Annotated in this window: 27 protein-coding genes and 1 tRNA gene; 17 read left to right on the top strand and 11 right to left on the bottom strand. The window is 73.1% G+C overall.

The window, feature by feature from the left end; translation table 11 throughout:
* Positions 1 to 35: 35 nt before the first annotated feature.
* Positions 36 to 428 (bottom strand): DUF7715 family protein, encoded by a 393-nt coding sequence (locus E1300_RS16445; protein ID WP_131757873.1) that lies wholly within the window; start codon positions 426 to 428, stop codon positions 36 to 38.
* Between the two features lie 117 nt (positions 429 to 545).
* On the opposite strand from E1300_RS16445, the gene E1300_RS16440 reads away from it, so the two are divergent.
* The 8 genes from E1300_RS16440 to E1300_RS16405 all read left to right on the top strand — a co-directional run bounded on the left by E1300_RS16440 (position 546) and on the right by E1300_RS16405 (position 8,697).
* On the top strand, positions 546 to 1,319 hold the full coding sequence (locus E1300_RS16440) for an enoyl-CoA hydratase-related protein (RefSeq protein WP_131757872.1): 774 nt from the start codon (positions 546 to 548) through the stop codon (positions 1,317 to 1,319).
* 114 nt (positions 1,320 to 1,433) lie between these two features.
* Positions 1,434 to 1,507, top strand: a tRNA-Ile gene (locus E1300_RS16435).
* A gap of 401 nt (positions 1,508 to 1,908) precedes the next feature.
* Positions 1,909 to 2,325 carry a cupin domain-containing protein gene (locus E1300_RS16430; RefSeq protein WP_165502867.1) on the top strand — a complete coding sequence of 139 codons (417 nt, stop codon included), beginning with the start codon at positions 1,909 to 1,911 and terminating at the stop codon, positions 2,323 to 2,325.
* 284 nt (positions 2,326 to 2,609) lie between these two features.
* On the top strand, positions 2,610 to 3,296 hold the full coding sequence (locus tag E1300_RS16425; RefSeq protein ID WP_131757870.1) for an LppX_LprAFG lipoprotein: 687 nt from the start codon (positions 2,610 to 2,612) through the stop codon (positions 3,294 to 3,296).
* A 28-nt stretch (positions 3,297 to 3,324) separates the two neighbouring features.
* On the top strand, positions 3,325 to 4,854 hold the full coding sequence (locus E1300_RS16420; RefSeq protein WP_131757869.1) for an MFS transporter: 1,530 nt from the start codon (positions 3,325 to 3,327) through the stop codon (positions 4,852 to 4,854).
* Between the two features lie 112 nt (positions 4,855 to 4,966).
* Positions 4,967 to 6,337: a WS/DGAT/MGAT family O-acyltransferase gene (locus E1300_RS16415; protein ID WP_207399776.1), complete on the top strand. Its 1,371-nt coding sequence runs from the start codon at positions 4,967 to 4,969 to the stop codon at positions 6,335 to 6,337.
* A gap of 107 nt (positions 6,338 to 6,444) precedes the next feature.
* Positions 6,445 to 7,914, top strand: coding sequence for a WS/DGAT/MGAT family O-acyltransferase (locus E1300_RS16410; protein WP_131757867.1), 1,470 nt, complete (start codon positions 6,445 to 6,447; stop codon positions 7,912 to 7,914).
* Positions 7,915 to 8,085: 171 nt separating this feature from the next.
* Positions 8,086 to 8,697, top strand: coding sequence for an Rv1733c family protein (locus E1300_RS16405; protein WP_131757866.1), 612 nt, complete (start codon positions 8,086 to 8,088; stop codon positions 8,695 to 8,697).
* Positions 8,698 to 8,731: 34 nt separating this feature from the next.
* Here the strand turns inward: E1300_RS16405 and E1300_RS16400 are convergent, their stop codons facing one another.
* Positions 8,732 to 9,991 (bottom strand): PucR family transcriptional regulator, encoded by a 1,260-nt coding sequence (locus E1300_RS16400; RefSeq protein WP_131757865.1) that lies wholly within the window; start codon positions 9,989 to 9,991, stop codon positions 8,732 to 8,734.
* A gap of 201 nt (positions 9,992 to 10,192) precedes the next feature.
* Here E1300_RS16400 and E1300_RS16395 point away from each other — a divergent pair, with 201 nt between their 5' ends.
* The 5 genes from E1300_RS16395 to E1300_RS16375 are packed head-to-tail and all read left to right on the top strand — an operon-like array spanning position 10,193 to position 15,209.
* Positions 10,193 to 11,077 carry an ABC transporter ATP-binding protein gene (locus E1300_RS16395; RefSeq protein ID WP_131757864.1) on the top strand — a complete coding sequence of 295 codons (885 nt, stop codon included), beginning with the start codon at positions 10,193 to 10,195 and terminating at the stop codon, positions 11,075 to 11,077.
* A complete protein-coding gene (locus E1300_RS16390; protein ID WP_131757863.1) occupies positions 11,074 to 11,955 on the top strand; it encodes an ABC transporter ATP-binding protein in 882 nt (293 codons plus the stop codon). The genes E1300_RS16395 and E1300_RS16390 overlap by 4 nt, the downstream gene beginning before the upstream one ends.
* Positions 11,952 to 12,842, top strand: a complete 891-nt coding sequence (locus tag E1300_RS16385) for a branched-chain amino acid ABC transporter permease (protein WP_131757862.1) — start codon at positions 11,952 to 11,954, stop codon at positions 12,840 to 12,842. The genes E1300_RS16390 and E1300_RS16385 overlap by 4 nt, the downstream gene beginning before the upstream one ends.
* Complete coding sequence (locus E1300_RS16380; protein WP_242619183.1) at positions 12,835 to 13,938, top strand: branched-chain amino acid ABC transporter permease; 1,104 nt, start codon at positions 12,835 to 12,837, stop codon at positions 13,936 to 13,938. The genes E1300_RS16385 and E1300_RS16380 overlap by 8 nt, the downstream gene beginning before the upstream one ends.
* The gene (locus tag E1300_RS16375) at positions 13,935 to 15,209 is read left to right on the top strand and encodes an ABC transporter substrate-binding protein (RefSeq protein WP_131757861.1); all 1,275 of its coding nucleotides are present in this window, start codon (positions 13,935 to 13,937) and stop codon (positions 15,207 to 15,209) included. The genes E1300_RS16380 and E1300_RS16375 overlap by 4 nt, the downstream gene beginning before the upstream one ends.
* A 95-nt stretch (positions 15,210 to 15,304) precedes the next feature.
* On the opposite strand, the gene E1300_RS16370 is transcribed toward E1300_RS16375, so the two are convergent.
* Genes E1300_RS16370 through E1300_RS16350 form a run of 5 tightly spaced genes read right to left on the bottom strand, consistent with a single transcriptional unit; the run spans position 15,305 to position 20,350 of the window.
* Positions 15,305 to 15,772, bottom strand: coding sequence for a MarR family winged helix-turn-helix transcriptional regulator (locus E1300_RS16370; RefSeq protein ID WP_131757860.1), 468 nt, complete (start codon positions 15,770 to 15,772; stop codon positions 15,305 to 15,307).
* On the bottom strand, positions 15,769 to 17,235 hold the full coding sequence (locus E1300_RS16365; protein WP_131757859.1) for an MFS transporter: 1,467 nt from the start codon (positions 17,233 to 17,235) through the stop codon (positions 15,769 to 15,771). The genes E1300_RS16370 and E1300_RS16365 overlap by 4 nt, the downstream gene beginning before the upstream one ends.
* A gap of 57 nt (positions 17,236 to 17,292) precedes the next feature.
* Positions 17,293 to 18,144: an ABC transporter ATP-binding protein gene (locus E1300_RS16360; protein WP_370784926.1), complete on the bottom strand. Its 852-nt coding sequence runs from the start codon at positions 18,142 to 18,144 to the stop codon at positions 17,293 to 17,295.
* A 53-nt stretch (positions 18,145 to 18,197) separates the two neighbouring features.
* Positions 18,198 to 19,247, bottom strand: a complete 1,050-nt coding sequence (locus tag E1300_RS16355; protein WP_131757857.1) for a FecCD family ABC transporter permease — start codon at positions 19,245 to 19,247, stop codon at positions 18,198 to 18,200.
* Positions 19,244 to 20,350 carry a FecCD family ABC transporter permease gene (locus tag E1300_RS16350; RefSeq protein ID WP_131757856.1) on the bottom strand — a complete coding sequence of 369 codons (1,107 nt, stop codon included), beginning with the start codon at positions 20,348 to 20,350 and terminating at the stop codon, positions 19,244 to 19,246. The genes E1300_RS16355 and E1300_RS16350 overlap by 4 nt, the downstream gene beginning before the upstream one ends.
* Positions 20,351 to 20,483: 133 nt before the next feature.
* On the opposite strand from E1300_RS16350, the gene E1300_RS16345 reads away from it, so the two are divergent.
* On the top strand, positions 20,484 to 21,512 hold the full coding sequence (locus tag E1300_RS16345) for an ABC transporter substrate-binding protein (protein WP_131757855.1): 1,029 nt from the start codon (positions 20,484 to 20,486) through the stop codon (positions 21,510 to 21,512).
* 16 nt (positions 21,513 to 21,528) lie between these two features.
* Positions 21,529 to 22,380 carry a siderophore-interacting protein gene (locus E1300_RS16340; protein WP_242619182.1) on the top strand — a complete coding sequence of 284 codons (852 nt, stop codon included), beginning with the start codon at positions 21,529 to 21,531 and terminating at the stop codon, positions 22,378 to 22,380.
* An 88-nt stretch (positions 22,381 to 22,468) separates the two neighbouring features.
* Here E1300_RS16340 and E1300_RS51595 read toward each other — a convergent pair whose 3' ends face one another.
* The gene (locus E1300_RS51595) at positions 22,469 to 23,233 is read right to left on the bottom strand and encodes a phosphotransferase family protein (RefSeq protein ID WP_207399775.1); all 765 of its coding nucleotides are present in this window, start codon (positions 23,231 to 23,233) and stop codon (positions 22,469 to 22,471) included.
* A gap of 108 nt (positions 23,234 to 23,341) precedes the next feature.
* Here E1300_RS51595 and E1300_RS16330 point away from each other — a divergent pair, with 108 nt between their 5' ends.
* A complete protein-coding gene (locus E1300_RS16330; RefSeq protein WP_131757854.1) occupies positions 23,342 to 24,289 on the top strand; it encodes a LysR family transcriptional regulator in 948 nt (315 codons plus the stop codon).
* Positions 24,290 to 24,385: 96 nt separating this feature from the next.
* On the opposite strand, the gene E1300_RS16325 is transcribed toward E1300_RS16330, so the two are convergent.
* Positions 24,386 to 24,568 carry a DUF397 domain-containing protein gene (locus E1300_RS16325; protein ID WP_131757853.1) on the bottom strand — a complete coding sequence of 61 codons (183 nt, stop codon included), beginning with the start codon at positions 24,566 to 24,568 and terminating at the stop codon, positions 24,386 to 24,388.
* On the bottom strand, positions 24,559 to 25,341 hold the full coding sequence (locus E1300_RS16320; RefSeq protein ID WP_131757852.1) for a helix-turn-helix domain-containing protein: 783 nt from the start codon (positions 25,339 to 25,341) through the stop codon (positions 24,559 to 24,561). The genes E1300_RS16325 and E1300_RS16320 overlap by 10 nt, the downstream gene beginning before the upstream one ends.
* A 136-nt stretch (positions 25,342 to 25,477) precedes the next feature.
* Between E1300_RS16320 and E1300_RS16315 the strand changes: the two genes are divergently transcribed.
* Positions 25,478 to 25,879: an ATP-binding protein gene (locus E1300_RS16315; protein ID WP_165502866.1), complete on the top strand. Its 402-nt coding sequence runs from the start codon at positions 25,478 to 25,480 to the stop codon at positions 25,877 to 25,879.
* On the opposite strand, the gene E1300_RS16310 is transcribed toward E1300_RS16315, so the two are convergent.
* Positions 25,880 to 26,296 carry a MarR family winged helix-turn-helix transcriptional regulator gene (locus E1300_RS16310; protein ID WP_207399774.1) on the bottom strand — a complete coding sequence of 139 codons (417 nt, stop codon included), beginning with the start codon at positions 26,294 to 26,296 and terminating at the stop codon, positions 25,880 to 25,882.
* Positions 26,297 to 26,374: the final 78 nt, after the last annotated feature.

The raw sequence follows: 26,374 nt of genomic DNA, 5'->3' as shown, positions 1-26,374 counted from the left end.
GCGCCCCGCCCCCTCCGGCACCGGCGGCGCCGCGGTCAGGGCTGGACCACCTGCCGCACCACGATCTCATCCAGCCGCCGCTCGACGATCACCCCCACCGGCCAGTCGCGCACCAGGCACCGCAGCAGCGCCGCCTCGTGCTCGGCGAACGTCGCGTCGCAGCCCTGCTGCTCCAGGCTGGAGCGGATCGCGAGAACGTAGTCGTCGTCGGTGAAACCGGGGATCTCGCGGACCATCGCCGTGGTGGTCGCGCGGTGCGAGTTGAGCCCCGCGAACGAGCGGCCGCAGCCGCACCCGCCGTCCGGGTCGTTCGAGTCGCGGGCGCACACGACACCGATGTGCACGAGCTCGCCTTCGACGCACCAGTCGAAGTCGTTGTCGCGGAATCCCTGGCTGGAGTTGGTGGCGGTGAGCAGTTTCAAGGCCATACCCCCCTCGGCGCGTCCGTGGACGTGCCCACCGTACGACGCGGGTCCGACATCGCACCCGGATTCGGGGGTGTCCAGCGCGTGCGCGCGAGAATACCGTGACGTAACGTCACGGTCATGAGCGAAGCAAGCGACGTCCTCGTCCACCGCGACGGCGCGTTCACGACGATCACGATGAACCGCCCGAAACGCCGCAACGCGCTGTCCCGGGCCTTCCTGCTCCAGCTCACCGACGCCTTCCGCGCGACCGCCGCCACCGACGCGCGCGGCGTCGTCCTCGCGGCGAACGGACCCGTCTTCTCCGCCGGCCACGACTTCGCGGACATGGCCGGCGCGCCCCACGCCGACGTCCGCGCCCTCCTGCGGATCTGCACCGAGCTGATGGGGACGATCCAGTCCGTCCCGCAGGTGGTCGTCGCCCGCGTGCACGGCCTCGCCACCGCCGCCGGCTGCCAGCTCGTCGCGAGCTGCGACCTCGCCGTCGCCGCCGAGAGCGCCGGGTTCGCCGCCCCCGGCGGCAAGGGCGGCTGGTTCTGCCACACCCCGCTCGTCGCGATCTCCCGGAACGTCGGACGCAAGCGCGCCGCCGAGATGGCGCTGACGGGCGAGGTCGTCGACGCCGCCACGGCCGCCGACTGGGGCCTGGTGAACTACGCGGTCCCGGACGGCGACCTCGACAAGGCCGTCCACGACCTCCTCCGGCGCGCCACCCAGGGCAGCCCGGCCAGCAAGGCGCTCGGCAAGCAGGCCATGTACGCCCAGTTCGACCGCCCGGAGCACGACGCCTACGCCTACGCCATCGAGGTCATGGCGGCGTCGAGCCAGCGCCCCGAGGCGCAGGAGGGCATGCGGGCCTTCCTCGACAAGCGCCCTCCGACCTGGCCCGCTTGAGCCCGTCCCGGACGGGGGAGATCAACAATGGCGGTGGCCGCCGCCGAGGGGCCGCCGCTAAGATGACACGCGGCACGCCCCCGGCCTCCACGGCAGCCCACGGGGGTCGCCTCGGGGGCGGTAGCTCAGCTGGTTAGAGCAGGAGACTCATAATCTTCGGGTCGCGGGTTCGAGTCCCGCCCGCCCCACTTCGCCCCGCCCACGCGGCTCGTGTCCCGCCCTCCCGGGCCACCGAGCACGACCGCGCGCATTGACGACCGGCCGTCGCGCCGCCTCGCGCCCCGCACCGAGCTCCTCGTCAACGAGTTCCTGGTCACCCCTCGATGACCCAGCCCGCATCGTCGCCGACTCGCCCATGACTGTGGGACTTCGCTCTCAGCGGCAGCGGCGCTGATCGCGATCTCGCAGCGGCGCCGCGGCGAACGTGACACGAGGGATGGGTGTTCTCGATGCGCCTTAGAGGAGATTCGGATCAGGAGTCTGCGTGGATTTATACACACATAAAATGAAGTTACGATTTTGGATCGCAGCAAAAGGGTCCACTGTCCGGGCAACGTCGTGCGATCACGACGAAACCCCTGGTAGGTCCGTGGACAAGGATGATCAAAAGCGACAGGCGAACTTCGCGACGCGAGAAGATCTCCCGCCCGGCCATGATCGGGGCGCGGAAGGCGTCTACGCGAAGGTGCTCATCGACTCGAAGACAACCAGCGCAAAAGGTCTGGCTTTCGGACATATCTCATTCGGAGCCGGATCATGCGTCCCCGCTCACACCCGGCAGGTGGAGGAGTTCATCTACGTCATCGAAGGAACCGCCACGATCCTCTCGTGCGAGAAGGAATTCGTCCTCCACCCCGGCGATGCGATCTACATTCCCGCCGGCACCGAGCACCAGCACGTCAACAGGGAAGCGAGTCAGACCCTCCATCAACTCTATATCTTCTCCCCTCCGGGGCCGGAGCAGGGAGTAAGGGAGTGGCCTCTGGCCGACGACGGACCGCAGTGAGATGAGATGCCGACGTACTCAATTCTCCTGAAGTCGCGCCGGGCGAACAGGTTCGCCGGTCGGCTTGCGGGCGCGCAGGCTGGCCATCAAGCTCCGCCCAGGCCTCTTCGGCGAGTACATGCATTACTGCTTCCGCAGGGAGTACGGCGCTGACGCGGCGGCCGCCGCGGACTGAAGCGCCGGCAGTGAGTGCCCGGCAGGCGGGGCGCGTCATCCTTTCGGTGGGGGGATGTCATACCTGGTACCGAGTGACGCGTGTGATGACCCGTCGGTAGGGTCCGCGTATGCCACGACGATTTCTCGCCCTCGTCCACGTCCTGCTCGCGCTGGTGGCCGTCAGCGCCTGCGACGGCGGCGGGTCCGACGACCCGAAGCCCACGGCGGCGGCCTTCGACGCGGCCGGGACGCTGCGGCAGTCGTCGGCGGCCATGGCGGGCCTGAAGAGCGTCGCGTTCACGATGGCGACCGAGGGCAAGTCGCCGATCATGGTGAAGGGCGGCGACGTCAAGCTGCTGAAGAGCGGGGACGCGCAGGGCACGCTCACGCTGGAGCAGTCCGGCCAGAACGTCGAGGCGAAGATCGTCGCGCTGGGCCCGGTCGTCTACCTGAACCTCGGGACGGGCGGCTGGCAGCGGGCGCCGAAGATGCTCGCCGCCGCGACCTACGACCCGTCCGCCGTCCTCGACCCGGACCGCGGGATCGCGAAGCTGCTCACCTCGCTCCAGAACCCGAAGCCCGAGGCCGTCGAGAAGGTGGACGGCAAGGAGGCCTACCGGATCGGGGCCACGCTGCCGAAGGACCAGGTCTCCGGCCTGCTGCCCGGGGTGGACGCCGACCTGCCCGGCCAGGTGTGGGTCGCCAAGGCCGACCACCGGCTGCTCAAGGTGCGCGGGACGTTCCCGGACGGCGGCGCGGTGGTGATCTCCTTCACCGAGTTCGACGCCCCCTACAAGATCAGCGCACCGAAGTAGGCGCGGCGTGGCGGCGGGCGGAACCGGGATGAGAGCGGACGAGGACACGGCGCGCGAAGGCACGGCGCGCGCGGGGGCGGCGCGCGACCGGCGCCGGATCGCGATCGGGGCCGGCGGTGCCGTCGTGCTGCTGGCCGCGCTGGACGCGTACGTCGTCACGACCGTCCTCGTGCCGGTGGTGAAGGACCTCGGCATCCCGATCAACCGGCTGGAGCGGGTGACGCCCGTCCTCACGGGCTTCCTGCTCGGGTACGTGGCGGCGATGCCGCTGCTCGGCCAGCTCTCGGACCGGTTCGGCCGCCGGCCGCTGCTCCAGGCGTGCCTGGTCCTGTTCGCGGCGGGCTCGGTGGTCACGGCGCTGGCGCACGGCGTCCCGCTGCTGACGACCGGGCGGGTCGTGCAGGGCGTGGCGGGCGGCGCGCTGCTGCCGGTGACGATGGCGCTGGCCGGGGACCTGTGGGACGAGCGGCAGCGGCCGGTGGTGCTCGGCGCGGTCGGGGCGGCGCAGGAGCTCGGCAGCGTGCTCGGGCCGCTGTACGGGGCGGGGATCGCGGCGGCGCTGGACTGGCGGGCGATCTTCTGGATCAACGTGCCGCTGGTGGCGGTCGCGGTCGTGGCGGTGCAGTTCGCGGTGCCCGGACGGCGCCGGGAGGGGCCGCGGCCGGGCGTGGACGTGGTCGGCGGCGTGCTGCTGGCGGCGGGCCTCGCGCTCCTCGTCGCGGCCGTCTACAACCCGGAGCCGGAGGAGTCGGCGCTGCCGCCGTGGGGCGGTCCGCTGCTCGCGGCCGGCGCGCTCGTCCTCGCCGGGTTCGTGGTGTGGGAGATCAAGGCGCGGACGAGGCTGCTCGACCTCGCGGAGGTGCGGCGGGGGCCGCTCCTCGCGACGCTGGGCGTGAGCCTGCTGTCGGGCGCGGCGCTGATGGTGACGCTCGTGGACGTCGTCCTCGTCGCGCAGACGCTGCTCGGCAAGGACCCGGTCGACGGCGCCCTGATGCTGACCCGGTTCCTCGTGGCGCTGCCGGTGGCGGCGGTCGCGGGCGGGCTGGCCGCGCGGCGCGTCGGCGAGCGGTGGCCGATGGCGGCCGGGATGGCGATCGCCGCGGGCGGCTACCTGCTGATCGCCGCCTGGCCGGCGGACCTCGCGGGCGCGTCCTACGGCCCGCTGCCCCGGATGGACGTCGACCTGGTCGTCACGGGCCTCGGGCTCGGGCTGGTCATCGCGCCGGTCTCGTCGGCGGTCCTCGGGTTCGTGCCGGCGGCGCGGCACGGCGTCGCGTCGGCGGCGGTGGTGGTCGCGCGGATGATGGGGATGCTGCTCGGCATCTCCGCCCTGTCGGCGTGGGGGTTCTACCGCTTCCACGCGCTCACCGCGGACCTGAAGCCGCCGCTGCCGTTCCTGATGACGAAGGCGGAGTTCGCGGCGCGGCTGAAGGTCTACAACGCCGCCGTGCAGGACGCGCTGCGCGCCGAGTACCAGGAGATCTTCTGGATCACCGCCGGGATGTGCGCCCTCGGCGCGGTGCTGTCGCTCGCGGTCGCCACCCGCCGCGTTTCCTGATCATCACTTCGTTCACCTTTTTGTCACTTCGTCCGATTGGGGCCGGTGCCGCCTGGGGACTGATCCTTGAAGTCCCCCGGGCGACGACAGGACGGTGCGGCCAATGGAGCGCATGAGCGGACTGGACGCGGGCTTCTACTTCGCCGACTCGGCGAGCGCCCCGCTGCACATCGCGTCGGTGACGGTCTTCGAGGGACCGGCGCCGACGTACGGGGAGGTGGTCCGGGCGGTCATCGGCAAGATGCCGCTCGTCCCCAGATACCGGCAGCGGGTGCGGACGGTGCCGCTGCACCTCGGGCGGCCCGTCTGGGTGGACGACCCGCACTTCCAGATCCTCTACCACGTCCGGCACACCGCGCTCCCGGCGCCCGGGAACGCCGACCAGCTCCGCAACCTCGCGGGGCGGGTGCTGTCGCAGCGGCTCGACCCGGCGAAGCCGCTGTGGGAGGTCTGGCTGATCGAGGGGCTGGAGGACGGCCGCTGGGCGCTCATCACCAAGGTGCACCACTGCGTCGTGGACGGCGTCGGCGGCATCGACCTGCTGACCACGCTGTTCGACCTGGAGCGCGAGCCCGCGCCCGCGGACCCCGGGGAGCTGCCGCCGCCGGAGCCCGAGCCGTCCGCCGCCGAGCTGCTCGCCGCCTCGCTGCGGACGCAGGTCACCGAGCCGCTGCGGTCCCTCGGGCGGGTCGCCGGGCGGGCGCGCGGGCTGCTCAGCGGCGAGACCCTCCGCACGGTCGGCGCCGACATCCCGCGCACGCTCGGCCAGCTCGCGCGGCCGACGACGGGCTCGCTGAACGGGCCGCTCGGGCCGCACCGGCGCTGGATGTGGACGCACGCGGAGCTCGACGAGATCAGGGAGATCCGCAAGGCGTTCGGCGGGACGGTCAACGACGTGATCCTGACGGCGGTCACCGCCGGGTTCCGCGCCGTCCTCGACAAGCGCGGCGAGCTGAAGGACGGCACGCTCGTCCGGACGCTGGTGCCCGTGTCGGTCCGGGCGCAGGACGAGCGCGGCGACGTGACCAACCGGGTGTCGGGCGTCCTCGTGAACCTGCCGGTGGGCGAGGGCGACCCGCGGCGGCGGCTGTTCGAGGTGCGCCGGCAGATGAACGACGTGAAGCGGACGCACCGGGCGGCGGGCGGCGAGGTGCTCGCCGGGCTGGCCGCCTTCGCGCCGACCCTGCTGGCGCTCGGGTCCCGGTACGCGCTGAGCCAGAGCCAGCCGCTCGTGCAGACGGTCGTGACGAACGTGCCCGGCCCGCCGTTCCCGCTGTACGTGCTCGGGCGGCGGCTGGAGCGGCTGTACCCGTTCGTGCCGCTCGCCGCGGGCGTGCGCGCCGGCGTCGCGATCTTCTCCTACGAGGGGCGGCTGACGTTCGGGCTCACCGGCGACTTCGACGGCATGCCCGACCTGGACGTCCTCGCCTCCGGGATCCGCGCCGGATTCGACGAGCTCCGGCGCCGCGCGGACGGCGCGTAGCCGCCCGTCCCTGACGCCGCCCCGACCCCCTGACGCCGACCCGACCCCCGTGACGCCGATCCCCATCCCGTGACAGAGCGGCAGAAAGACGGTGAGCCGTGCATCGCATGAGCGGACTGGACGCGAGCTTCTACCTCCTCGAAGACGAGAACACCCCGCTGCACGTCGCCTCGGTCGTCGTGTTCGAGGGGCCCGCCCCCTCCTACGGCGACCTCGTCAGGGCGATCGTCGCCAAGCTCCCCCTCGTCCCCCGGTACCGGCAGCGCGTCCGGGGCGTGCCCCTGCACCTCGGGCGGCCCGTCTGGACGGACGACCCGCACTTCCAGATCCTCTACCACGTCCGGCACACCGCGCTCCCGGCGCCGGGCAACGACGAGCAGCTCCGCAACCTCGCCGGCCGGGTCCTCGCGCAGCGGCTCGACCCGTCGAAGCCGCTGTGGGAGCTCTGGCTGGTCGAGGGCGTCGCGGACGGCCGCTGGGCGCTGATCGCCAAGGTGCACCACTGCATGGTCGACGGCGTGGCCGGCATGGACCTCGCGACCGTCATGTTCGACCTGTCCCCCGACTACGAGCCGCCCGGCGAGCCCGAGCCCTGGGAGCCGCAGCCCGAGCCGTCCACCCTGGGCCTGCTGCTCGACTCCGCGCAGCGCGGCGTGACCCAGCCGCTGCGGCAGCTCGGCGACATGGCGCGCAGCGCCGGCGGCCTGCGCGAGTACGGGCGGCTCCGCGACTTCGCGCTCGGGCTCAGCCGCACCACCGCGCGGTTCGCCCGCCCCTCGGCCGGCACGCTGAACGGCCCCATCGGCCCGCACCGGCGCTGGTGCTGGCAGCAGGTGCCGCTCGCCGACGTGCGGAGGGTCCGGCGGGCGCTGGGCGGCACCGTCAACGACGTCGTCCTCGCCGCCGTGACCGCCGGGTACCGCGACCTGCTGAACTCCCGCGGCGCGCTCACACCCGAGACGGTCGTCCGCTCGGCCGTGCCGGTCTCGGTGCGCGCCACCGACGAGCGCGGCGAGTTCAACAACCGCGTCGCGGCGGTCTTCGTGAACCTCCCGGCAGGGGTCGACGACCCGCTGGAGCGGCTGCGGATCGTCCGCGAGCAGGCCGACGACGTCAAGCGCAGCAACCAGGCCGCCGGGACGCGGACGCTGACCCGGCTCACCGACACGGCCGTGGCGCCCGCGCTGCTGTCGCTCGGCGCCCGCATTCCGGTCAGGCTGCGGCAGGACGTCGTGCAGACGGTCACGACGAACGTCCCCGGCCCGGACTTCCCCCTGTACGTGCTCGGCCGCAGGGCGCTGGAGATGCACCCGTACGTCCCGCTCACCGGCGGGATCCGGGTGGTCACCGCGATCATCTCCTACTGCGGGACGCTGTACTTCGGCATCACCGGCGACTTCGACGGCATGCCCGACCTGGACGTCCTCACCAAGGGCGTGCAGGGAGGCATGGCCGAGCTGCTCCAGGCCGCCGAGCGGGCGACCGGCCAGGCCGGCGGGCGGCCCGCCGGACAGGACGCCGGGCGGGCGCCCGAACCGGCCGCGGGACGGGGCGCCGGGCGGGCCGCCGACGACTGAGTCCGGTTCGGTGCGGTGGCCGGTTACGGTCACCGCACCGGTATACCGGGCGCCATCTGGGAAGGGATTCGGCCACCGGTCCTGTGCCGAGCGGCGAACTCGGGAATATTCTGGGAATAGATGGCCAAAGGCCTCTTGGCGGGAGATCGCTCCCCGGGGAGGTGACGCGAAATGCGCCGGTTCGGCAGCGGCCGCGCGGGAACCCTCGCACGGCTGCGCAGGAGGCTCGGCTTCGAGCGCAACGAGCTGCGCCGCCGGGTCGACCGCGTCCAGCGGCTGGCCGCGCTGCTCCTGCTGCTCCTGCTGCTCGGCACCGCTCCCCCGCTCGCGCTGTGGACCGCGCACTGGTCCTACGACTCGGGCGTCGCCGCCGAGCGCGCCGAGCGGGCGAGCCGCCGCCAGGTCGTCGCCACCGTCACCTCCACCGGCGGCATCGGGACCGCCGGCGACCGCTACATCCACGAGACCGTCCAGGCGGCGTGGACGGGCGTGGACGGCAGGCGGCACTCCGGTTCGCTGCCGAGCTGGAAGAAGGCCAGGGTCGGCGCGCACCGCACGATCTGGATCGACCGCAGGTCGGAGCCGACCGTCCGGCCGCGCCCGCACAGCCGCACCGTGACCGACGCGACGTACGCGGCGGCCGCCACCGTCCTCGCCCTCTCGATGCCGGTCCTGCTGGCCTACGCCATGGTCCGCCGCCGCTGCGACCGGCACCGCGACGAGCTGTGGGAGGCCGCCTGGGCGCGCATGGACGCGGACGCCGGCCACAACCCGAAGAGCTAGCGCCCGCGCGTGCACCGCGCAGGCGACCGCTCGGTCAGGCGGGAGCGGCCAGCCGGGTCGCGTCGAGGGCCAGGGTCAGTTCCACGACGTCCCGCGGGCGTTGCAGGGAGCGGTTGGTGAGCTGCTCAAGCCGCCGGAGGCGGTTGAAGACCGTGTTGCGGTGGCAGTACAGGCGCCCCGCCGTGCGCATCGCCGAGCCCTCGCACTCCAGCCAGGTCTCCAGCGTCTCCAGCAGGACGTCCCGGTCGGCGGCGTCCAGCTCGGCGAGCGGGCCGAGGACCTGCGTCCCGAGCAGTCCCGCGAGCTCGGGCTGCGCGGCCACGAGCGCGGTGGGCAGCCGGTCGTCCAGCCGGACGATCCGGCGGTCGCCCGCGGGGCAGGTGGCGAGCGCGATCTCCGCCAGCCAGCGGGCGCGGCCGAGCCCCGCGAGCCCGTCGGCGACGGTGCTGATCCCCGCATCGCCGGGGACGAGCGGCCCGAGCGCCTCGATCACCTCGTCCAGGCCCAGCTCGCCGAGGGACACGACGCAGATCTCGGCGTCGGTCCGGATCCGCCAGACCAGGCGCAGCGCGCCGATCCGCTCGGGGCGTTCGAGGCCGGGGTCGCGGCGCGGCGACCGCAGGACGGCGATCGCGTAGCGGCCGTGCTCGGGCAGGTCGAGGGCCGCGGCGGCGGCCTGCGCGAGGCCGCCGTCGGCGCCGCGCCCTTCGAGCAGCGCGTCCAGCAGGGCCTGCACGCGCTCCCCGCTGCGCCGCAGCAGCTCCGACTCCGTGCGCCGGTACACCTCGGAGACGACGGTGGACTGGAGCTCGATCGTGTGCCAGACGGTGCTGGCGTAGCGGAGCAGGACGGAGAGCGCGTCGGGGTCGTCTTCGGCGACCACCTCGATCAGCGCCTCCCACACGATGCGCCCGCCGATGCGGTAGCAGCGCAGCAGCGACTCAAGCGGCAGGCCCTGCTCGGCGCGCCGGCGCCCGATCCGCTCGGCGACGGACAGGTCCGGGCGCTGGCCGCGGGCGCGCCGGGCCATCTGCTCGATGCCCGCCTCCAGGCTGTCGCGGACCGACTCCCAGAAGTCCTCGCGCGACACGAACTCCAGGTACAGCGGGTCCTCGGCGAGGACGTCCGCGACCAGCCGGTCGGACAGCTCGGGGACGCGGGCCCGCAGCCGCCCGGACGCGGAGCACGCGAGCCGGGCCGCCTCCCGCTGCTCCGCGGCGGCGGGAGCGGGGCCGAGCAGTCCGGCGGGGACGGGACCGAGGTCCCGGGCGGCATCGGTGCCGGCTGGCGCCATGGACGACCTCCGTGGTGACTCTGGTCACTCAGTGTCCGTGATCTGCGCCGGAGCCCGCAATGCCCTCCCGGGCGTCCTGTGCTCGGCACACAACCCGAACCCCGTTCGATTGGACGCCCGCCCCGTCTTGCCCGCCGCCCGTAGACGCTCCTCCGCGCCGCGTGCTGTGGTGCCAGCCACACGAAATCCAGGGAGGCGCCCATGGCGAGGGGGACCCTCGCGGTCCGCGATCTTTCGGTGAGCTACGGCCGGGCCGTCCGGGCGCTGCGCGGGGTGTCGCTGGACGTCCCGGAGGGGACGGTCACGGCCGTCCTCGGCGCGAACGGGGCGGGCAAGACCACGCTGCTCCGGGCGATCTCGGGCACGCTCCCGTTCCACCGCGGCGCGGTGGACGCGGGCACGGTGCGCCTCGGCGACCGGCCGCTCACCGGCCTGTCCCCGTCCGCCGTCGTGGCGGCCGGGGTCGTGCAGGTGCCGGAGGGGCGGCGGGTGTTCGGCCGGCTCACCGTCGAGGAGAACCTGCGCGCGGGCGCGCTCGGCGCCCGCGGCCGGCGCTCCGTCGATCGTGCGGGCGCGGCGGAGAGCACGGCGGCGGCGCGCGAGCGGGTGCTGGAGCTGTTCCCGGTGCTGGCCAAGCGGGCGCGGCAGCGCGCCGGGCTGCTGTCCGGCGGGGAGCAGCAGATGCTCGCGATCGGGCGGGCGCTGATGGCGCGGCCCGCCGTCCTGCTGCTGGACGAGCCGACGCTCGGGCTCGCGCCGCTGATGGCGGAGCGGATCGCCGAGACCATCCGGGAGATCAACCTCCAGGGCACCTCGCTGCTGGTGATCGAGCAGAACGCGGCGCTCGCGCTGGAGCTGTCGTCCGCGGCGCACGTGCTGGAGGTCGGCGAGGTCGCGCTGCACGGGCCCTCGGCGGAGCTCGCCGGGAGCGACGAGGTGAGGCGCCGGTACCTCGGCGTCAGCGAGGACACCCCCGAGGGCGTCGCCGTATCGGACGCCGCGGCCCCCTCGGGGGACCACGCCGGGACGTCCGGAACGCCCGAGGCGTCCGCCGGGCGGCCCGTCCTCGCGAGGTGGACGGGATGAGCGAGCCGGCAGTGACCGGCCTGGCGGTGACCGGCCTGACGGTGCGGTTCGCGGGCCTGACCGCGCTGGACGGCGTCGGCTTCACGGTCGCGCCGGGCAGCGTGCACGCGCTGATCGGCCCGAACGGCGCGGGCAAGTCGACGTGCTTCAACGTCCTGTCCGGCGTCTACCGGGCCACGGAGGGCGGCGTCCGGTTCGGCGGGACGGAGCTGACCGGGCTCCCGCCGCACCGCATCGCGGGCCTCGGCGTCGCGCGGACGTTCCAGAACCTCGCCCTCTCCCGGCACCTGTCGGTCGAGGACAACCTGATGCTCGGGCGGCACCGGCTGACCCGCGCCGGGTTCGCGTCGGCGGGGCTGCGGCTGCCCCTGGCCCGGCGCGAGGACCGCGCCCACCGCGCCCGCGTCCGCGACATCGCCCGGTACGTGGGCGTCGACGAGCACCTGAATGCGCCGGCGGGATCGCTGCCCTACGGCGTCCAGAAGCGGATCGAGCTGGCCCGCGCCCTCGCGATGGAGCCGCGCCTGCTGCTCCTGGACGAGCCGGTGGCGGGCATGAACGGCGCCGAGCGCCGGCGGATGGCCGAGGTCATCGCCCGCGCCCGGGAGGACCTGAACCTGTCGGTCCTGCTGGTCGAGCACGACATGGGCATGGTCATGCGGCTGGCCGACGAGGTGACCGTCCTGGACTTCGGGCGGCGCATCGCGGGCGGGACGCCGAGCGAGGTCCAGCGCGACCCCGCGGTGCTGCGCGCCTACCTCGGCGCCGCCCACGCCCCCGTTGGCACCGACGGCACCGACGGCACGGGCGGGACCACCGGCCCGGACGACACGCGCGGCACGCGCGACATCAAGGACACGGCAGAGGAGACGGCTTGAGCACCTTCGTCGAGCTGGTGGTCAACGGGGTGTCGGTGGGAGCGGTGTACGCGCTGATCGCCCTCGGCTTCGTGATCATCTTCAAGGCCACCGAGGTGGTCAACTTCGCGCACGCCTCGCTGCTGCTGGTCGGCGGCTACGTCACGGCGGTGCTGCACGACGACATCGGCTTCCTGCCCGCGCTCGGCGCCGGGATCGGCACGGCGGCGCTCGCCGGGGCGCTGATCGAGGTGCTGGTGCTGCGGCGCGCGCGGGTGGAGAACCACGCCGTCCTCGCGATCGTCACGATCGGCGTCGACATCATGATGACCACCGAGCTGACCCGGCGGATCGGCACCGAGGTGCTCTCGCTCGGCGACCCCTGGCAGAGCCGGATCGTCACCATCGGGGGCGTCGGGATCGCCGAGACGCGGATCGCCGCGCTGGCCGTCGCGTCGCTGCTCATCACGGCGTTCCTGCTGGCGTTCCGGTACACCCCCTGGGGCGTGGCGATGCGGGCCGCGGCCGAGGACGGCGAGGCGGCGGCGCTCATGGGGATCCGGCTGACCCGGGTGTCGCTCGGCGCGTGGGCGGTCGCGGGCGCGCTGGCGGCGGTGGCGGCGCTGTTCCTCACCGTCTTCCCGACGCCCGGCCTGGACCGCAGCACCTCGTTCGCCGCGATGAAGGCGTTCCCCGCCGCGATCCTCGGCGGCCTCGACTCCACGACGGGCGCGCTCGCGGGCGGCCTGATCGTCGGGCTCACCGAGTCGCTCGTCACCGGCTACCAGGGGCAGCTCGACTTCATGGGACGCGGTGCCGGCGACGTCGCGCCGTTCCTCGTGATGCTGCTGGTGCTGCTCGTCCGGCCAGCGGGGCTGTTCGGGACGAGGGAGCTCTCCCGTGTCTGACCGCCGATGGCTCCTGCCCGCGGCCGCAGCGGCGGCCACCGCGCTGCTGCTGGTGCTCCCGTTCTACCTCGGCACGTTCTGGCTCCAGACGGGCCTGTTCGCGATGTCGGCGGCGATCGGCGCGATCGGCCTCAACCTGCTGACCGGCGCGACCGGGCAGCTCTCGATGGGCCACGCGTTCTTCCTCGCCGTCGGCGCGTACGGGTACGTGTACCTGGCGTCCGACTCCGGGCCGCACCTGTCCGGGCTCGGGCTGCCGACCCCGCTGGCGTTCCTCGGCGCGATCGTGCTCGCCGGGGTCGCGGGCGGCCTGTTCAGCCCGATCGCCGGGCGGCTGCGCGGCACCTACCTCGGCATCGCCTCGCTCGCGCTGATCTTCATCGGGCAGCACGTGCTGTTCAACGCCGAGAGCGTCACCGGCGGCTTCAACGGCCGGGACGTCCCGCCGCTGGAGCTGTTCGGGCTGCGCTTCGACGACTCCCCCGAGCTCGTCGTCCTGAACGTCCCGCTGGGCGCGCTGGAACGGCTCTGGTTCCTCGGCGTCGCGCTGCTCGTCCCCGCCGTGTGGATCGCGCGGGGCGTGCTGCGCGGCCGTCCCGGGCGGGCGCTCAACACGATCCGCGACCACGAGGTGGCGGCGTCGGTGATGGGCGTCCCCGTGGCCCGCTACCGGGCGGGCGTGTTCACGCTCTCGTCGATGTACGCGGGGGCGGCCGGGGCGCTGCTGGCGCTCGTGTTCCGGCGGACCGTCCCGGACTACTTCGGGATGTTCCTGTCCCTCGACTACCTCGCGATGATCGTCATCGGCGGGCTCGGCACCGCCGCGGGCGCCGTGGCGGGCGCGGTGTTCGTGTCCGTGCTGCCCCAGCTCCTCACCCGCTTCGGCGACGACCTCCCGCTCGTCGCCGCGCCGGGCTCCGGCGGGGTCTCCCCCGCCGAGGCGGCCCGGATCCTGTACGGCGCCGCCGTCGTCGCCGTCGTCCTGTTCCTTCCGGGCGGCCTGGCCGGCCTCTGGACGCGGCTGCGCGCCACCGCGTCCCGGCACCGGTCCGCCCGTCCCCTCACCCGACTCGAACAAGAGGAGCAACCGGTATGAAGCGATCGGCACGCGGCACGCGGGCGACCGCACTGGCGGCCGCGGCGGCCCTGGCACTGGGCCTCGCCGCGGGATGCAGCGAGAAGGCCACCGGCGGGTCGGGCGGGACGGACGCCCAGGGCGTCAAGACCGGGCCCGGCGTTACCGCCGACACGATCCGCGTCGGCGTCGAGACCGACCTGACCGGCGTGTACGCGCCGCTCGGCAAGAGCCTCACGCAGGCGCAGCAGATGTACTTCGAGGAGCTCAACGCCGCGGGCGGCGTCTGCGGCCGCAAGGTCGAGCTCGTCGTCCGCGACCACGGCTACGACGTGCAGCGCGCGATGTCGGGCTACAGCGAGCTGTCGTCCAGCGTCATCGGCATCGCGCAGTTCGTCGGGTCGCCGATGGTGACCGCCCTGAAGCAGCGCATCACGTCCGACAAGATGTTCGTGCTGCCGAACGCCTGGTCGACGACGCTGCTCGGCAACCAGTACATCCAGGTCACCGGCACCACCTACGACGTCGACATGATCAACGCGCTGGACTTCCTCACTAAACAGAAGGGGATCAAGAAGGGCGACAAGGTCGGGCACGTCTACTTCGAGGGCGACTACGGCGAGAGCGCGCTGAACGGCTCCAAGTACGCCACGGAGCAGCTCGGGCTGACGCTCGTCGAGCAGAAGATCAAGGCGACCGACAACGACATGAGCGCGCAGGTCGCGGCGCTGAAGAACGCGGGCGTGAAGGCGATCCTGATGAGCGCCGGGCCGCGGCAGTCCGCCTCGCTCGCGGGCGTCGCCCGCGCCAAGGGGATCCTGGTGCCGATCGTCACGAGCAACTCCGGGTTCTCCCCGCAGCTGCTCCAGACGCCCGCCGCCAAGGCGCTGCTCGCGGAGTTCTACATGGCGACCGCGGGCGCGCCGATCGGCGCCGACCTCCCGCCGGTCCGCAAGATCGCGGACTCCTACGCCAAGAAGTACCCGGGCCAGCCGCGCGACAACGCCGTCGTCAACGGCTACACCAACGCGGTCATCTTCGCGGACGCGCTGAAGAAGGCGTGCGCCGCGAAGGACCTGACCCGCGAGGGCCTCGTCAAGGCGCACCGCTCGTCCACGAACTACGACGGCGGCTACGGGACGCCGATGGACTTCTCCAAGGTGAACGAGCCCGCCACCCGCAAGTCCTACATCCTGCGGACGGACGCGAAGGCCGTCGGCGGCCTCGTGGTCGAGCGCGACGCCGCCGAGTCGGAGGCGGCGGAGACCTACAAGGTGCCGGCCGGCACCTGACCGGACCCGGCGGGGCCGCCGGGTCGGGCGGTCCCGCCGTCAGGCCCGACCTCGCCGTCAGGCCCGACCTCGCCGTCAGGCCCAGCCTCGGCGGGTCAGCCCTCCTCGACGAGGCGGGCGGCGATCCGGTCGAGCGCGGCCAGGTCGTCCGGCGGCAGGTCGTACAGGGCGGGCGGCGGGGTGTCGAGGATGCGCTCGGCCTCCGCCGCCGCGGCCCGCCCGGCGTCCGTCACGGCCACGATCTTGGAGCGGCGGTCGACGGGGTTCGGGTTCCGCTCGACGAGGCCCCGCTCGACCAGGTCGTCCACGAGGATCGTCGTGTACGGGCGGTCGGTGAGCAGGACGTCGGCCAGCTCGCGCAGCGTCATCGGGCCCGCGCCCGCCAGCCGCCGCAGCGCCTTGATCCGCGCGAAGCTCAGCCCGAGCGCCTCGGTCGCCTCCCGCCGCCGGTCGCCGCGCTCCTGGAGCAGGACGCGCAGGTTGTGCCAGGCGCGGGCGGCGGCATCGGTGCCGGCGCCCTCGGTCTCGGCGACATCGATTCCGGCGGTGTCGCGCTCGCTCATCGGCTGCTCGCTCCCGTCACCTCGCGTCCGGCGGTGTCCTCGCCGGTGCCGAACAGCGCGGCGGTGCGCGCGGCGCTGCGGGCGGCGCGGCGGCCCGTGGTGACCGTGGCCAGCACAAGGACGATGGCGGCGCATCCGGCGATCACCCAGTATGCCGGGCGGGCGGCCGCGGTGAAGCGCGACGCGGCGTCCGGGCCCGAGCCCGTCCCCGCGGCGAGGACGGCGCCGATCACGGCGACGCCGAGCGCCTGGCCGACCTGGCGGCTGGTGGAGGCGACGCCGGCGGCGACGCCCGCCTGGGCGCGCGGCATGCCCGACACGGCCGTGTTGGTGATGGGCGCGTTCAGCATCCCGAAACCGATCCCGAACAGCACGTAGGAGACGACCATCGTGACCGTGCTCGTCTCCGCCTCGAAGATCGCGAGCAGCAGGCCGCTGGCGAGCATCGCGCCCCCCGCGGCCTGGAGCGGCAGCCGCGGCCCCCGGGCGCCGACCAGGCGTCCCGACAGCGGGGCGCAGACGGCGCACATCGCGGCCATCGGCAGCAGCCACAGCCCGGCGTGCAGCGCGGACATCCCCCGGACGTTCTGCAGGTAGAGCGAGTTCACGAACAGGAACCCGGCGAACCCGGCGCAACCGCAGACGGCGACGAGGACCGCGCCGGAGAACGGGACGCTCCGGAAGAACCGCAGGTCGATCAGCGGCTCCGGGGCCCGCCTGGCGTGCACGACGAACCCGGCGAGCGCGATCGCGGCCACGGCGGCGGCGCCGAGCACCCGCGGCGCGGCCCAGCCGAGCCCGGGCCCCTCGATGATCGCGTAGGTCAGGGTGCCGAGCGCCACGATCATGAGGCCCTGGCCGAGCGGATCGGCCCGGCGCGGCCGCGCGGCCCGCGACTCGGGGACGAACGCGGCGGCCAGCGCGATCGCGGCCAGCCCGATCGGGACGTTCAGCCAGAAGATCGCGCGCCAGCCGACGGAGTCGACGAGCAGCCCGCCGACCACCGGGCCCATCGCCATGCTGAGGCCGACGACGGCGCCCCAGACGCCGATGGCGCGGGCGCGCTCGCGCGGCTCGGTGAACACGTTCGTGATGATCGACATCGCGACCGGGTTGAGCATCGACCCGCCGACCGCCTGCACCACGCGGGCGGCGACGAGCCAGCCGAGGGACGGCGCGAGGCTGCACAGCACCGAGCCCGCGACGAACAGCGCGAGCCCGGTCTGGAAGACGCGGCGGCGCCCCACCCGGTCGGCGGTGGCGCCGGAGAGGATCAGTAGCGAGGCGAGGACGATGAGGTACGCGTCGATCGTCCACTGGAGCCCGGACAGCGAGGTGTGGAAGTCGTCCTGGAGCGCCGGGAGCGCGACGTTGAGGATGGTGTTGTCGAGGCTGACGATGAGCAGGCTCATGCAGCAGATCGCCAGCACGAGGATCCTGCGGCGGGGACTGAGATCGGGCAAGCGGCCTCCAATGGTTGTATGCCTAAAACCATTGGAATTGTACAAATATTTCGGGCGCTATGGGGCGCGGCGGCGGGCCGCCGGGACGACGAGCGGCGTCCCGGTCTCCGGGCAGTCGATCACCTGGCAGGGCAGCCCGAACACGTCCTCGACCAGCTCCGCGGTCACCACCGCGCCCGGCTCGCCCTCCGCCACGATCCGCCCGTCCCGCATCGCGATCAGGTGCGTGGCGTAGCGGGACGCGTGGTTCAGGTCGTGCAGGACGGCGACGACCGTGCGGCCCTCCTCGTGCAGCCGCGCGCACAGGTCGAGGACCTCGATCTGGTGGGCGATGTCGAGGTAGGTCGTCGGCTCGTCCAGCAGCAGCAGCGGCGTCTGCTGCGCGAGCGCCATCGCGATCCACACGCGCTGCCGCTGGCCGCCGGACAGCTCGTCCACGGCGCGGTCGGCGAGCTCCGCCACGCCCGTCGCCTCCATCGACTCGGTCACGACCCGCTCGTCCTCGCGCGACCACTGCCGCAGCAGCCCCTGGTGCGGGTACCGGCCGCGCGCGACGAGGTCGGCGACCGAGATCCCCTCCGGCGCGATGGACGTCTGCGGCAGCAGCCCGAGCGTCCGCGCGAGCTTCTTGGCGGGCCATCCCGCGATCGGCCGGCCGTCCAGCACGACGGCCCCGGCGGACGGCTTGAGGATCCGCGCCAGCGCCCGCAGCAGCGTCGACTTCCCGCACGCGTTCGGCCCGACGATCACGGTGAACGACCCGTCCGGCACGGCGACGTCGAGCCCCTCGGCGACGACCCGCCGGTCATAGGCGAGCGTCAACCCCCCGCCGCTCAACCGCGCGGCGGCCGTGGCGTCCGGCGGCGCGGCGCTCGATGAGGCCGGTGCCGCGGTCGCGGGTCCGGCCACGCCTTCCGGGGCCGGGGCCGGGGCGGGGGCGGGGTGTGTGTCGTGATGCAGCGTCATATGCGTCCCGTCTTGCGTTCGGTCACGAGGAGCCAGACCAGGTACCCGCCGCCGAGCAGCCCGGTCACCACGCCGACCGGGAGCTGGTGCCCGGTGAAGGCGCGCTGCGCCGCCCAGTCCGCGGCCACCAGCAGCGCCGCGCCCATGCACGCGGCGGGCAGCAGGTTCGGGCCGGGCGTGCGAGTCAGCCGGCGGGCGAGCTGCGGCGCGGTCAGCGCCACGAACGACACCGGGCCGGCGGCGGCCGCGGCGAATGAGGTGAGCAGCACCGCCGCGCCCAGCAGGATCAGCCGCGCGCGCTCGATCGGCACGCCGAGCGCGTGCGCCGCGTCGTCGCCGAGCTCCAGCATCCGCAGCGCGCGGCCGCACCCGACGAGCACGAGCGGCCCGAGCACGGCGAGCGCGATGAGCAGCGGCGCCGAGTCGGCCCAGTCGCGCCCGTCCAGGCTGCCGGTCAGCCACAGCACCGCGCGCGCCGCGTCCACGATCTGCGCCTGCGTCAGCAGGTAGCCGTTCACGCCGGTGAGGATCGCGGCGACGCCGATGCCGACGAGCACGAGCCGCTGCCCGTGCGCGCCGTGCCGTCCCGCGACCGCCCACACGACCAGGCCGGTCGCGAGGCCGCCGCCCGCGGCGCCGGCCGCGGCCGCCGCGCTGCCGCCGCCGAACAGGACGATCACCGTCAGCACGCCCGTCCCCGCGCCCTGGGTGAAGCCGAGGATGTCGGGGCTGCCGAGCGGGTTGCGGACGAGCGACTGGAAGATCGCGCCGGCGAGCCCGAGCGCCGCGCCGACGGCCAGCGCCGTCACCACGCGCGGCAGCCGGATCTCGTTGACGATGACCGAGTCGGCGGGCGAGCCCTGCCCGGCGAGGGTCCGGACGACGTCCGCCGGGCTCATCGGGAAGTCGCCGCTGCCGATGAGCAGCACGCCCGTCCCGAGCGCGACCACGAGGCAGACGGCGGCGACGGCGAGCGCGCGCGGACGGAACCGGAGCGACAGCCCGGCGGGCGTGCGCAGGACGGCGGCGCGCGGAGACCTGCTCACGGCGCGGCCACCTCCCCCGACGCGGCGCGGGCGCCCGCCGTCCTGCGCGCCCTCGGCCGGATGCCCTGCGGCCGGCGGACGAAGTAGAGGAAGACCGGCCCGCCCGCGACGACCATGACGATCCCGACCTGGAGCTCGGACGGGCGGACGGCGACGCGTCCGAGCACGTCCGCGCCCAGCATCAGCACGGGCGCCAGCACGGCGCTGTAGGGCAGGAGCCAGCGCAGGTCCGGCCCGGTCAGCACCTTGACGAAGTGCGGCACCATCAGCCCGACGAACACGATCGGCCCGCAGGCCGCCGTCGCCGCGCCGCACAGGAGCGTGACCGTGACGATGGCGACGATCCGGGCGCGCTCGGGCCGTGCGCCGAGCGAGCGCGCCGCGTCCTCGCCCATCGCCATCGCGTTCAGCGGACGCGCCAGCGCGAACGCGAGCACCAGGCCGACGGCGACGAACGGCGCGACGCGCCAGACGGTCGAGGACTCCGCGGCGGCGAGCGAGCCGACCGTCCAGAAGCGCATGCGGTCCAGCGACGCGGTGTCGAGCAGCTGCACCGCGCTGACGTAGGAGTAGAGCGCCGCGTTCAGCGCCGACCCGGCCAGCGCGAGCCGCGCGGGCGTCGCGCCGCGCCCGCCGCCGACCGCGTACAGGAGCACCGCGACCGCCCCGGCCCCCGCGAACGCGAACCACACGAACCCGGTGAACGACACGATGCCGAGGAAGGAGATCGCCGAGACGACGGCGGCGGACGCGCCCGCGTTGATGCCGAGCAGCCCGGGGTCGGCGAGCGGGTTGCGGGTCAGCGCCTGCATCACCGCGCCGGCCAGGCCGAGCGCCGCGCCGGCGAGGAGCCCGAGCAGCGTCCGCGGCAGCCGCATCTGGTGGACGACCGTGTAGCTCGCGGCGTCGCGGTCGACGAGACCGCGCCACGCCTCGCCCGCCGACAGCGGCTTCGCGCCGACCGCCAGGCTCAGCACCACGACGGCGGCCAGCAGCAGCAGCGCCGCGAGCAGGCCGGCGGCGCGGGCGGAGAGCCCGGCCCCCGGCGGGCCGGACGGCCGCGGATCGGCCACCGCGGACGGCGGGGACTTCGTCAACGACACGGACGCGCTCCGGGGGACCGACCGGGACCGCCGCTCTTCCCGATCACTGGACAAAGGCTTAGGTTAGGTTAACCTAAGCGCCCATCAAGCCGGAATACCGGACACCGTTGCACAAGCAGGAGTATCAACCGAAATGTCGAACACCGGTGCTCGTCACCTCACCCGCCGCGGCCTCCTGGGCGCGGGCGGCGCCGTCGCCCTCGGGGCACTGATCAGCGCCTGCGGCGGCGACGACGGCGGGAGCGGCACGGCCTCCCCCAGCGGCGGCGCCTGGACGTTCACCGACGACCGCGGCACGAAGGTCGACCTCAAGTCGCGCCCGCAGCGCGTCGTCGGCTACGTCGGCGCCGTCGCGGCCCTCTACGACTTCGGCGTGGACAAGCAGATCGTCGGCGTGTACGGGCCGACGAAGCTCAAGGACGGCAAGCCCGACCCGCAGGCCGGCAACCTCCCCGTGGACCGCCTCACGATCATCGGCAACGCCTACGGCGAGTTCAACATCGAGAAGTACGCGGCGCTCCGCCCCGAGCTGCTCGTCGACAACATGTTCGTCCCGAACGACCTCTTCTACGTCCCGGCGGAGAGCAAGGACAAGATCTTCGCGCTCGCGCCGAGCGTCGCGATCTCCACCGGCTCCGTGACCCTCACCAAGCCCATCGAGCGGACCGCCGCCCTCGCCGCCGCGCTCGGCGCCGACCTCAAGTCGGCGAAGGTGACCGCCGCGAAAGCGCGCTTCGACAAGGCCGTCGAAAGCCTCCGCGCCGCCGCGAAGGCCAACCCGGGCCTCAAGGTCCTCGCCGCGTCCGCGAGCCCCGACCTGTTCTACGCCTCCAGCCCGAACAAGAACACCGACCTCATCTTCTTCAAGGAACTCGGCGTCGACCTGATCCTGCCGCAGAAGCTCGACAAGGACGGCTACTTCGAGCCCCTGAGCTGGGAGAACGCCGACCGCTACAAGGCCGACGTCATCATGCTCGACAGCCGCACCCAGGCGCTCCAGCCGAAGGACCTCGGCTCCAAGCCGTCCTGGAAGGACCTCCCCGCCGTCAAGGCGAACCAGGTCATCCCGTGGCAGCCCGAGCCCCGCTTCTCCTACGAGGGCTGCGCGCCTTACATCGAGGCCCTCGCCGCGTCCATCAAGTCCGCCAAGAAGACCGGCTGAGCGAAAGGTGCCCGCGTTGACGAACCCGTCCCACCCGTACGGCTTCTTCGAACTCCACGTGCTGCGAGCCGAGCGCATCGGCCCGTCCATGGCCCGCGTCACCTTCGGCGGAGCCGCCCTGGACGCCGGGGCGACCGGGTTGGACGCGTTCGTCACCGGCGGACGCGACCAGCGCTTCAAGCTGTTCCTCCCCCACCCGCACCAGGACGCCCCCGTCATGCCGGAGGTCTGGTCACCCGACACCTGGTTCGCCGACTGGCGCGCGATGGATCCCGCCGAGCGCGGCATCATGCGCTCCTACACCGTCTGCGACCAGCGCCCCGGCGAGCTGGACGTCGACTTCGTCCTGCACCTGGACGGCTCGGCCGGCCCGGCCTCCCGCTGGGCCTCGTCCGCCCGCCCGGGCGACCGCGTCGTCGTGCTCGGCCCCACCGGTCCCGACAACGGCGGCTACGACTTCCGCCCGCCGTCCGGCGCCCCGGTGCTCATCGCCGGCGACCTGACCGCGCTCCCCGCCATCGCCGGCAACCTCGCCTGGCTGCCCGCCGGCACCCGGGCGCAGGTGTGGATCGAGATCCCGGAGGACGGCGACCGCCGCCCCCTCCCCACCGACGCCGACGCCGAGATCACGTGGGTCCCCTTGGGCGGCCTCCTCCCCGCGATCCGCGAGACGTCGCTGCCGGACGCCGTGTACGCGTGGATCGCCGGCGAGTCCAGCACCGTGAAGGCGCTCCGCCGCCACCTGGTGAACGACCGCGGCATCGACCGCCGCTCCGTCACCTTCACCGGCTACTGGCGCCGCGGCGCCACCGAGGAGGACCTCCTCGCGGAGGTCGTGGCCGGCGGCAGCCCCGCAACCGAAGAGTGACGGTGAGGCCCGGGACCCTCACCCGGCCCCGGGCCGACCGCTCGGCGGACTCGTCCCCACCCACGGTCTGCGTCACCTGGTCGTCGTCTCAGCCGCTGCTTCGCACGCCGCGAGCGATGGCGTCGGCGTGCTCCTTCAGCCAGGCGATCTCCTGGTGCAGCCAGGATCCGGGGGCGGTGATGCGTCCGGCGCGTTCGTGCATGGCGAGTTCGGCTTCGACCCGGGCGACGATGCGCCGGCCGAAGTCGCGACGGTGGTCGTCGTCGAACCCGTAGGCGTCGAGAAAGGTGCGCACCAGGGACAGTTGGTGATGGAGAGGGGCGGCGATCTCCGCGCCGAGCAGCCACAGCCAGGCGGCGTAGGCGAGGTCGCGTGCGCGGGGGCCGGGGGCGGCCTGGTCGAAGTCGAAGGCCAGGGCGGGAAGGCCGTCGACGAAGGTGACGTTCAGCGGCGAGAAGTCGTTGTGGCACACCGTCTCCTCGCCGCCCGCGATCGGCGACCCGGCGGTCGCGTCGTGCAGCTTCCGCAGCAGGCGCGCCGCGGCGGTGATTTGAGCGGGCGTCCAGGCACGGGCCCGGAAGTCGGTCGTGGTCTCACCGTGCTGGAAGGTGAGGACCTCACGGCCCTTGCCGTCGGTTCCCAGCAGCCTGGGTGCGGCGTCGCAGCCGACCGCTTCCAGATGCCGGAGCAGCCGGTGCACGAACGCTGAGTGCGGCCCGACCGGCCGCCGCACCGTGTCGCCGAGACGGACGACTCCTTCGGTGATCCGGCCGCCGCTCAACGGGATCTCCGGCTCCCGCGCGGGCACGAACACCGGCACCTGGCCACGACCGTGGCTTCTCGATGGGCCCACTTATACTCCTCGGGCTTGTGCGGACTCCGGGCACCGCTCATCAGACCGGAACTCCTAAGACGAGGTCCAACAACCGACACGCCCGACGATGACAACCAGGAGTTGTGGATGGAGCTGGACCTCGGTGCCGTTCGAGCCTTCCTCGCCGTCGTCGACGCCGGCCAGTTCACCCATGCCGCCGACCGCCTGGACATGACCCAGCAGGCCGTGTCCAAGCGGATCGCCAGGCTGGAAGCGGACCTGGGCGTCCCGCTGCTGACCCGCTCCCGCGCCGGCGCCAGACCGACCGAGGACGGCGCGGCCTTCCTGCCGCAGGCCCGGGCACTGATCGGGCTCGCCGACCAGGCCACCGCGATGTTCCGCGCCCGCCGCCGCGCCCTGCGCATCGACGTGCTCAGCCGCGCCGGGGCGCCCGTCGACATGGTCCGGGACTTCTATGAGGCGGGCGACGTCGAGATCGACATCGTCGTCTCCCGCGGCACCGTCTCACGCTGGACCGCGCTCGCCGACGGCTCGGTGGACGCCGCGTTCGGCCGCGCCACCGGGCACCCTCCCGCAGGGATCGAGCGTGTCCCGGCCTTCCTGGAGCCGATCCCCGCCCTGGTCGGCCGCCGGCACCGGCTGGCCGGACGCGAGCACGTGCCGATGAGAGAACTCGCGGGCCTGACGGCGTGGATGCCCGGCAACGCCGATGACAGCGAATGGGCGGACTACTACCGCCACCTCAGCGCCGAGTTCGACGTCCGGATCGACACCTCCGGGCCGGTCTTCGGCCGTGACCACATCATGGAGAAGGTGGCGGCCTCACCGGACCTCATCACGTTCGGCAACACGTCGCAGTACCCCGGGTACCGGGACGTCGTCCAGATCTCCATCACCGACCCCACGCCGGTCTATCCCTGGTCCCTGATGTGGCACGAGGCGAACCGGCACCCGTCGCTGCCACTGCTCGTCGCCCACGTCAAAGACCACTACCAGCGCTGCTCCGCCGCCCGGAACCAGTGGCTGCCGGCCTCCGACCGCCTCCTCTTCCCGACCGATCCCAGACCAGCCTGACCCGGGCCTCAACCGCCGTACGAGCCCGCCGCCGACCGGCCACATGAATGCCCACCCGCGCACCCTGCCGCACACCACCGACATCCAGGCAAAGCCCTACCGCCTAAGCCGAGCCACCAACGCCGCAAACGCCCCCGGCGCCAGCACGATCACAGGCCCCCGAGGATCCTTGGAGTCCCGAACACCGATTCCGCCCGGCAGCGCACCGACCTCTACGCAATGACCGCCCTGATCGTCGCTGACCCGCGACTTCCGCCAGGTCACCTGGCTCACAGCCATCTCTCGCTCATCGTCCTCTCGATCAAGGCCCGCGAGGCGTCCACGGAGTGCGCCCGTGCCTGCAACATCGCGAAGAGGCCAGTGAGGAAGACGACGTCGCCGGCCTCACTCGATGTGTCCCCACGCGTGACGTTGGCGAGATAGGCGATCTCCTCACCGTCGGGCTGCGTGGCGATCGTAAACCCTCCCTGCACGCCACGGTAGTAAGCCGTCGGGGCGATCTGGAGGTACACGTCATCGCGCTCGGACACCTTGAGAAGATGCTCGAACTGCTCACGCATGACCTCCCGGCTACCGACCTGCCGGTAGAGCACCGGCTCGTCCAGGACGACGTACAGGATGGGCGGTGGTTCCCGCTCCAGGACGGCCTGCCGCCGCATACGGCTCTCCACCGCCGCGTCGTCGCGAAGCAACGTCCGCGCGTAAGCCTCCGTCTGCAGCAGACCGTCGATGAGCATGCTCTGGTACGAGCGCAGGATGGCGGCAGTGAACTCCGCCTTCGGGAAGTCGCGGAACCACTTCGGGTAACCGGTCGCTCGGAGCAGGTCGTCCCAGGCGTCCGCGAGCGCCGTACCAGTGCCGAGGGCGCTGTCCAGCCTCTCGGCGAACTCACGCCGACATCGGGTCGTACCCGCTTCGACCTGCCCCACGTACGAGCGTGTGACGTGCACGCGTTCCGCGAGCTCGGTGCGGCTGATACCCGCCGCCTCGCGGTGCCGGGTCACCTCGGCCCCGAACACGCGAAGCTCCGCGGACGGCTTCCTTGCGGCCATGAAGGTCTCCTCACGGGAGCAGGGGGAACCGAACGCAAGCAGCCGGAACCAGACTAACTGCACTCGGTGATTGTTCGATTACGCTACGCTTTCCCGTGCGTACATGGGCTCGAATCGAGAGATTGGAGCCCTGAACGTGAACGTCAACACCGAAGCGATCGACACGCTCATTGCTTTGCCTGTGCCGGAGGCCGCGAGGGCGGCGCGGGAGTTGGTGGGGCGCGCCTTTGGGCGGTGGGGGCTGGACAGTTACGTCGCGCGGACGGTCGTCACCGAGTTCGTCAGCAACGCCTGCAGGCACGCGGGCACCGAAGAGGCGATCATCGTTCGCGTCTTCCTTCGGGACGGTGGTGTACCCGTGGTCGAGGTTTGGGATCGGGGGAACGGGCTGCCTGAGTTGCATGTTCCGGATCTGGTGAGCGAGTGCGGGCGGGGGCTCTTCGCCGTCGATCGGCTCGCGCGGCGGTGGGGGACGCGGCCTCTGCTCGAAGGGGGCAAGGTCGTGTGGGCAGAGGTCGCAGCGGAGGCGGTCTGCTAGTCAGCGGCAGGTCTTTACCTGGGCCAGGAGGTCGCGGAGGCGGACGTCGTCGCCGTGGGGAAGCTCGAAGAGCTCGGCGGCCTTGGCGTGGCTGCGGGAGCGCAGGGTCTCGCGCTTCCGTTCGCCCTCCTCGGTGAGGACGAGGTGCTTGACGCGCCGGTCGGACGGGTCGGGCCGCCGGGTCACCAGGCCGCGCCGCTCCAGGCCGTCCACGATGCCGGTCACGTTGGACGCGTCGCATCCGAGCCGGACGGCCAGCTCTCGCATCGGCGCGGATTCGCCCAGTTCGGAGAGGGCGAGCGCCTGCGCGGGCGGCAGGTCCAGCTCCGCGGCCGCGGCGTGGAAGTCGAACTGGAGGCGTCTCGCCACCCGCATGACCAGCTCGGTCAGCTCGGCCACCACGGAATCGTCGCTCACGGCACCACCCTACCTTGATCTCCACAACATTTGAGGTTCTCAACCATCGGCCCTATGCTGACCGATACTTGACCTTCT

The organism is Actinomadura fibrosa, from assembly GCF_900659615.1.
GTDB lineage: Bacteria > Actinomycetota > Actinomycetes > Streptosporangiales > Streptosporangiaceae > Spirillospora > Spirillospora fibrosa.
This window is presented reverse-complemented; position numbering and strand designations above follow the sequence as displayed.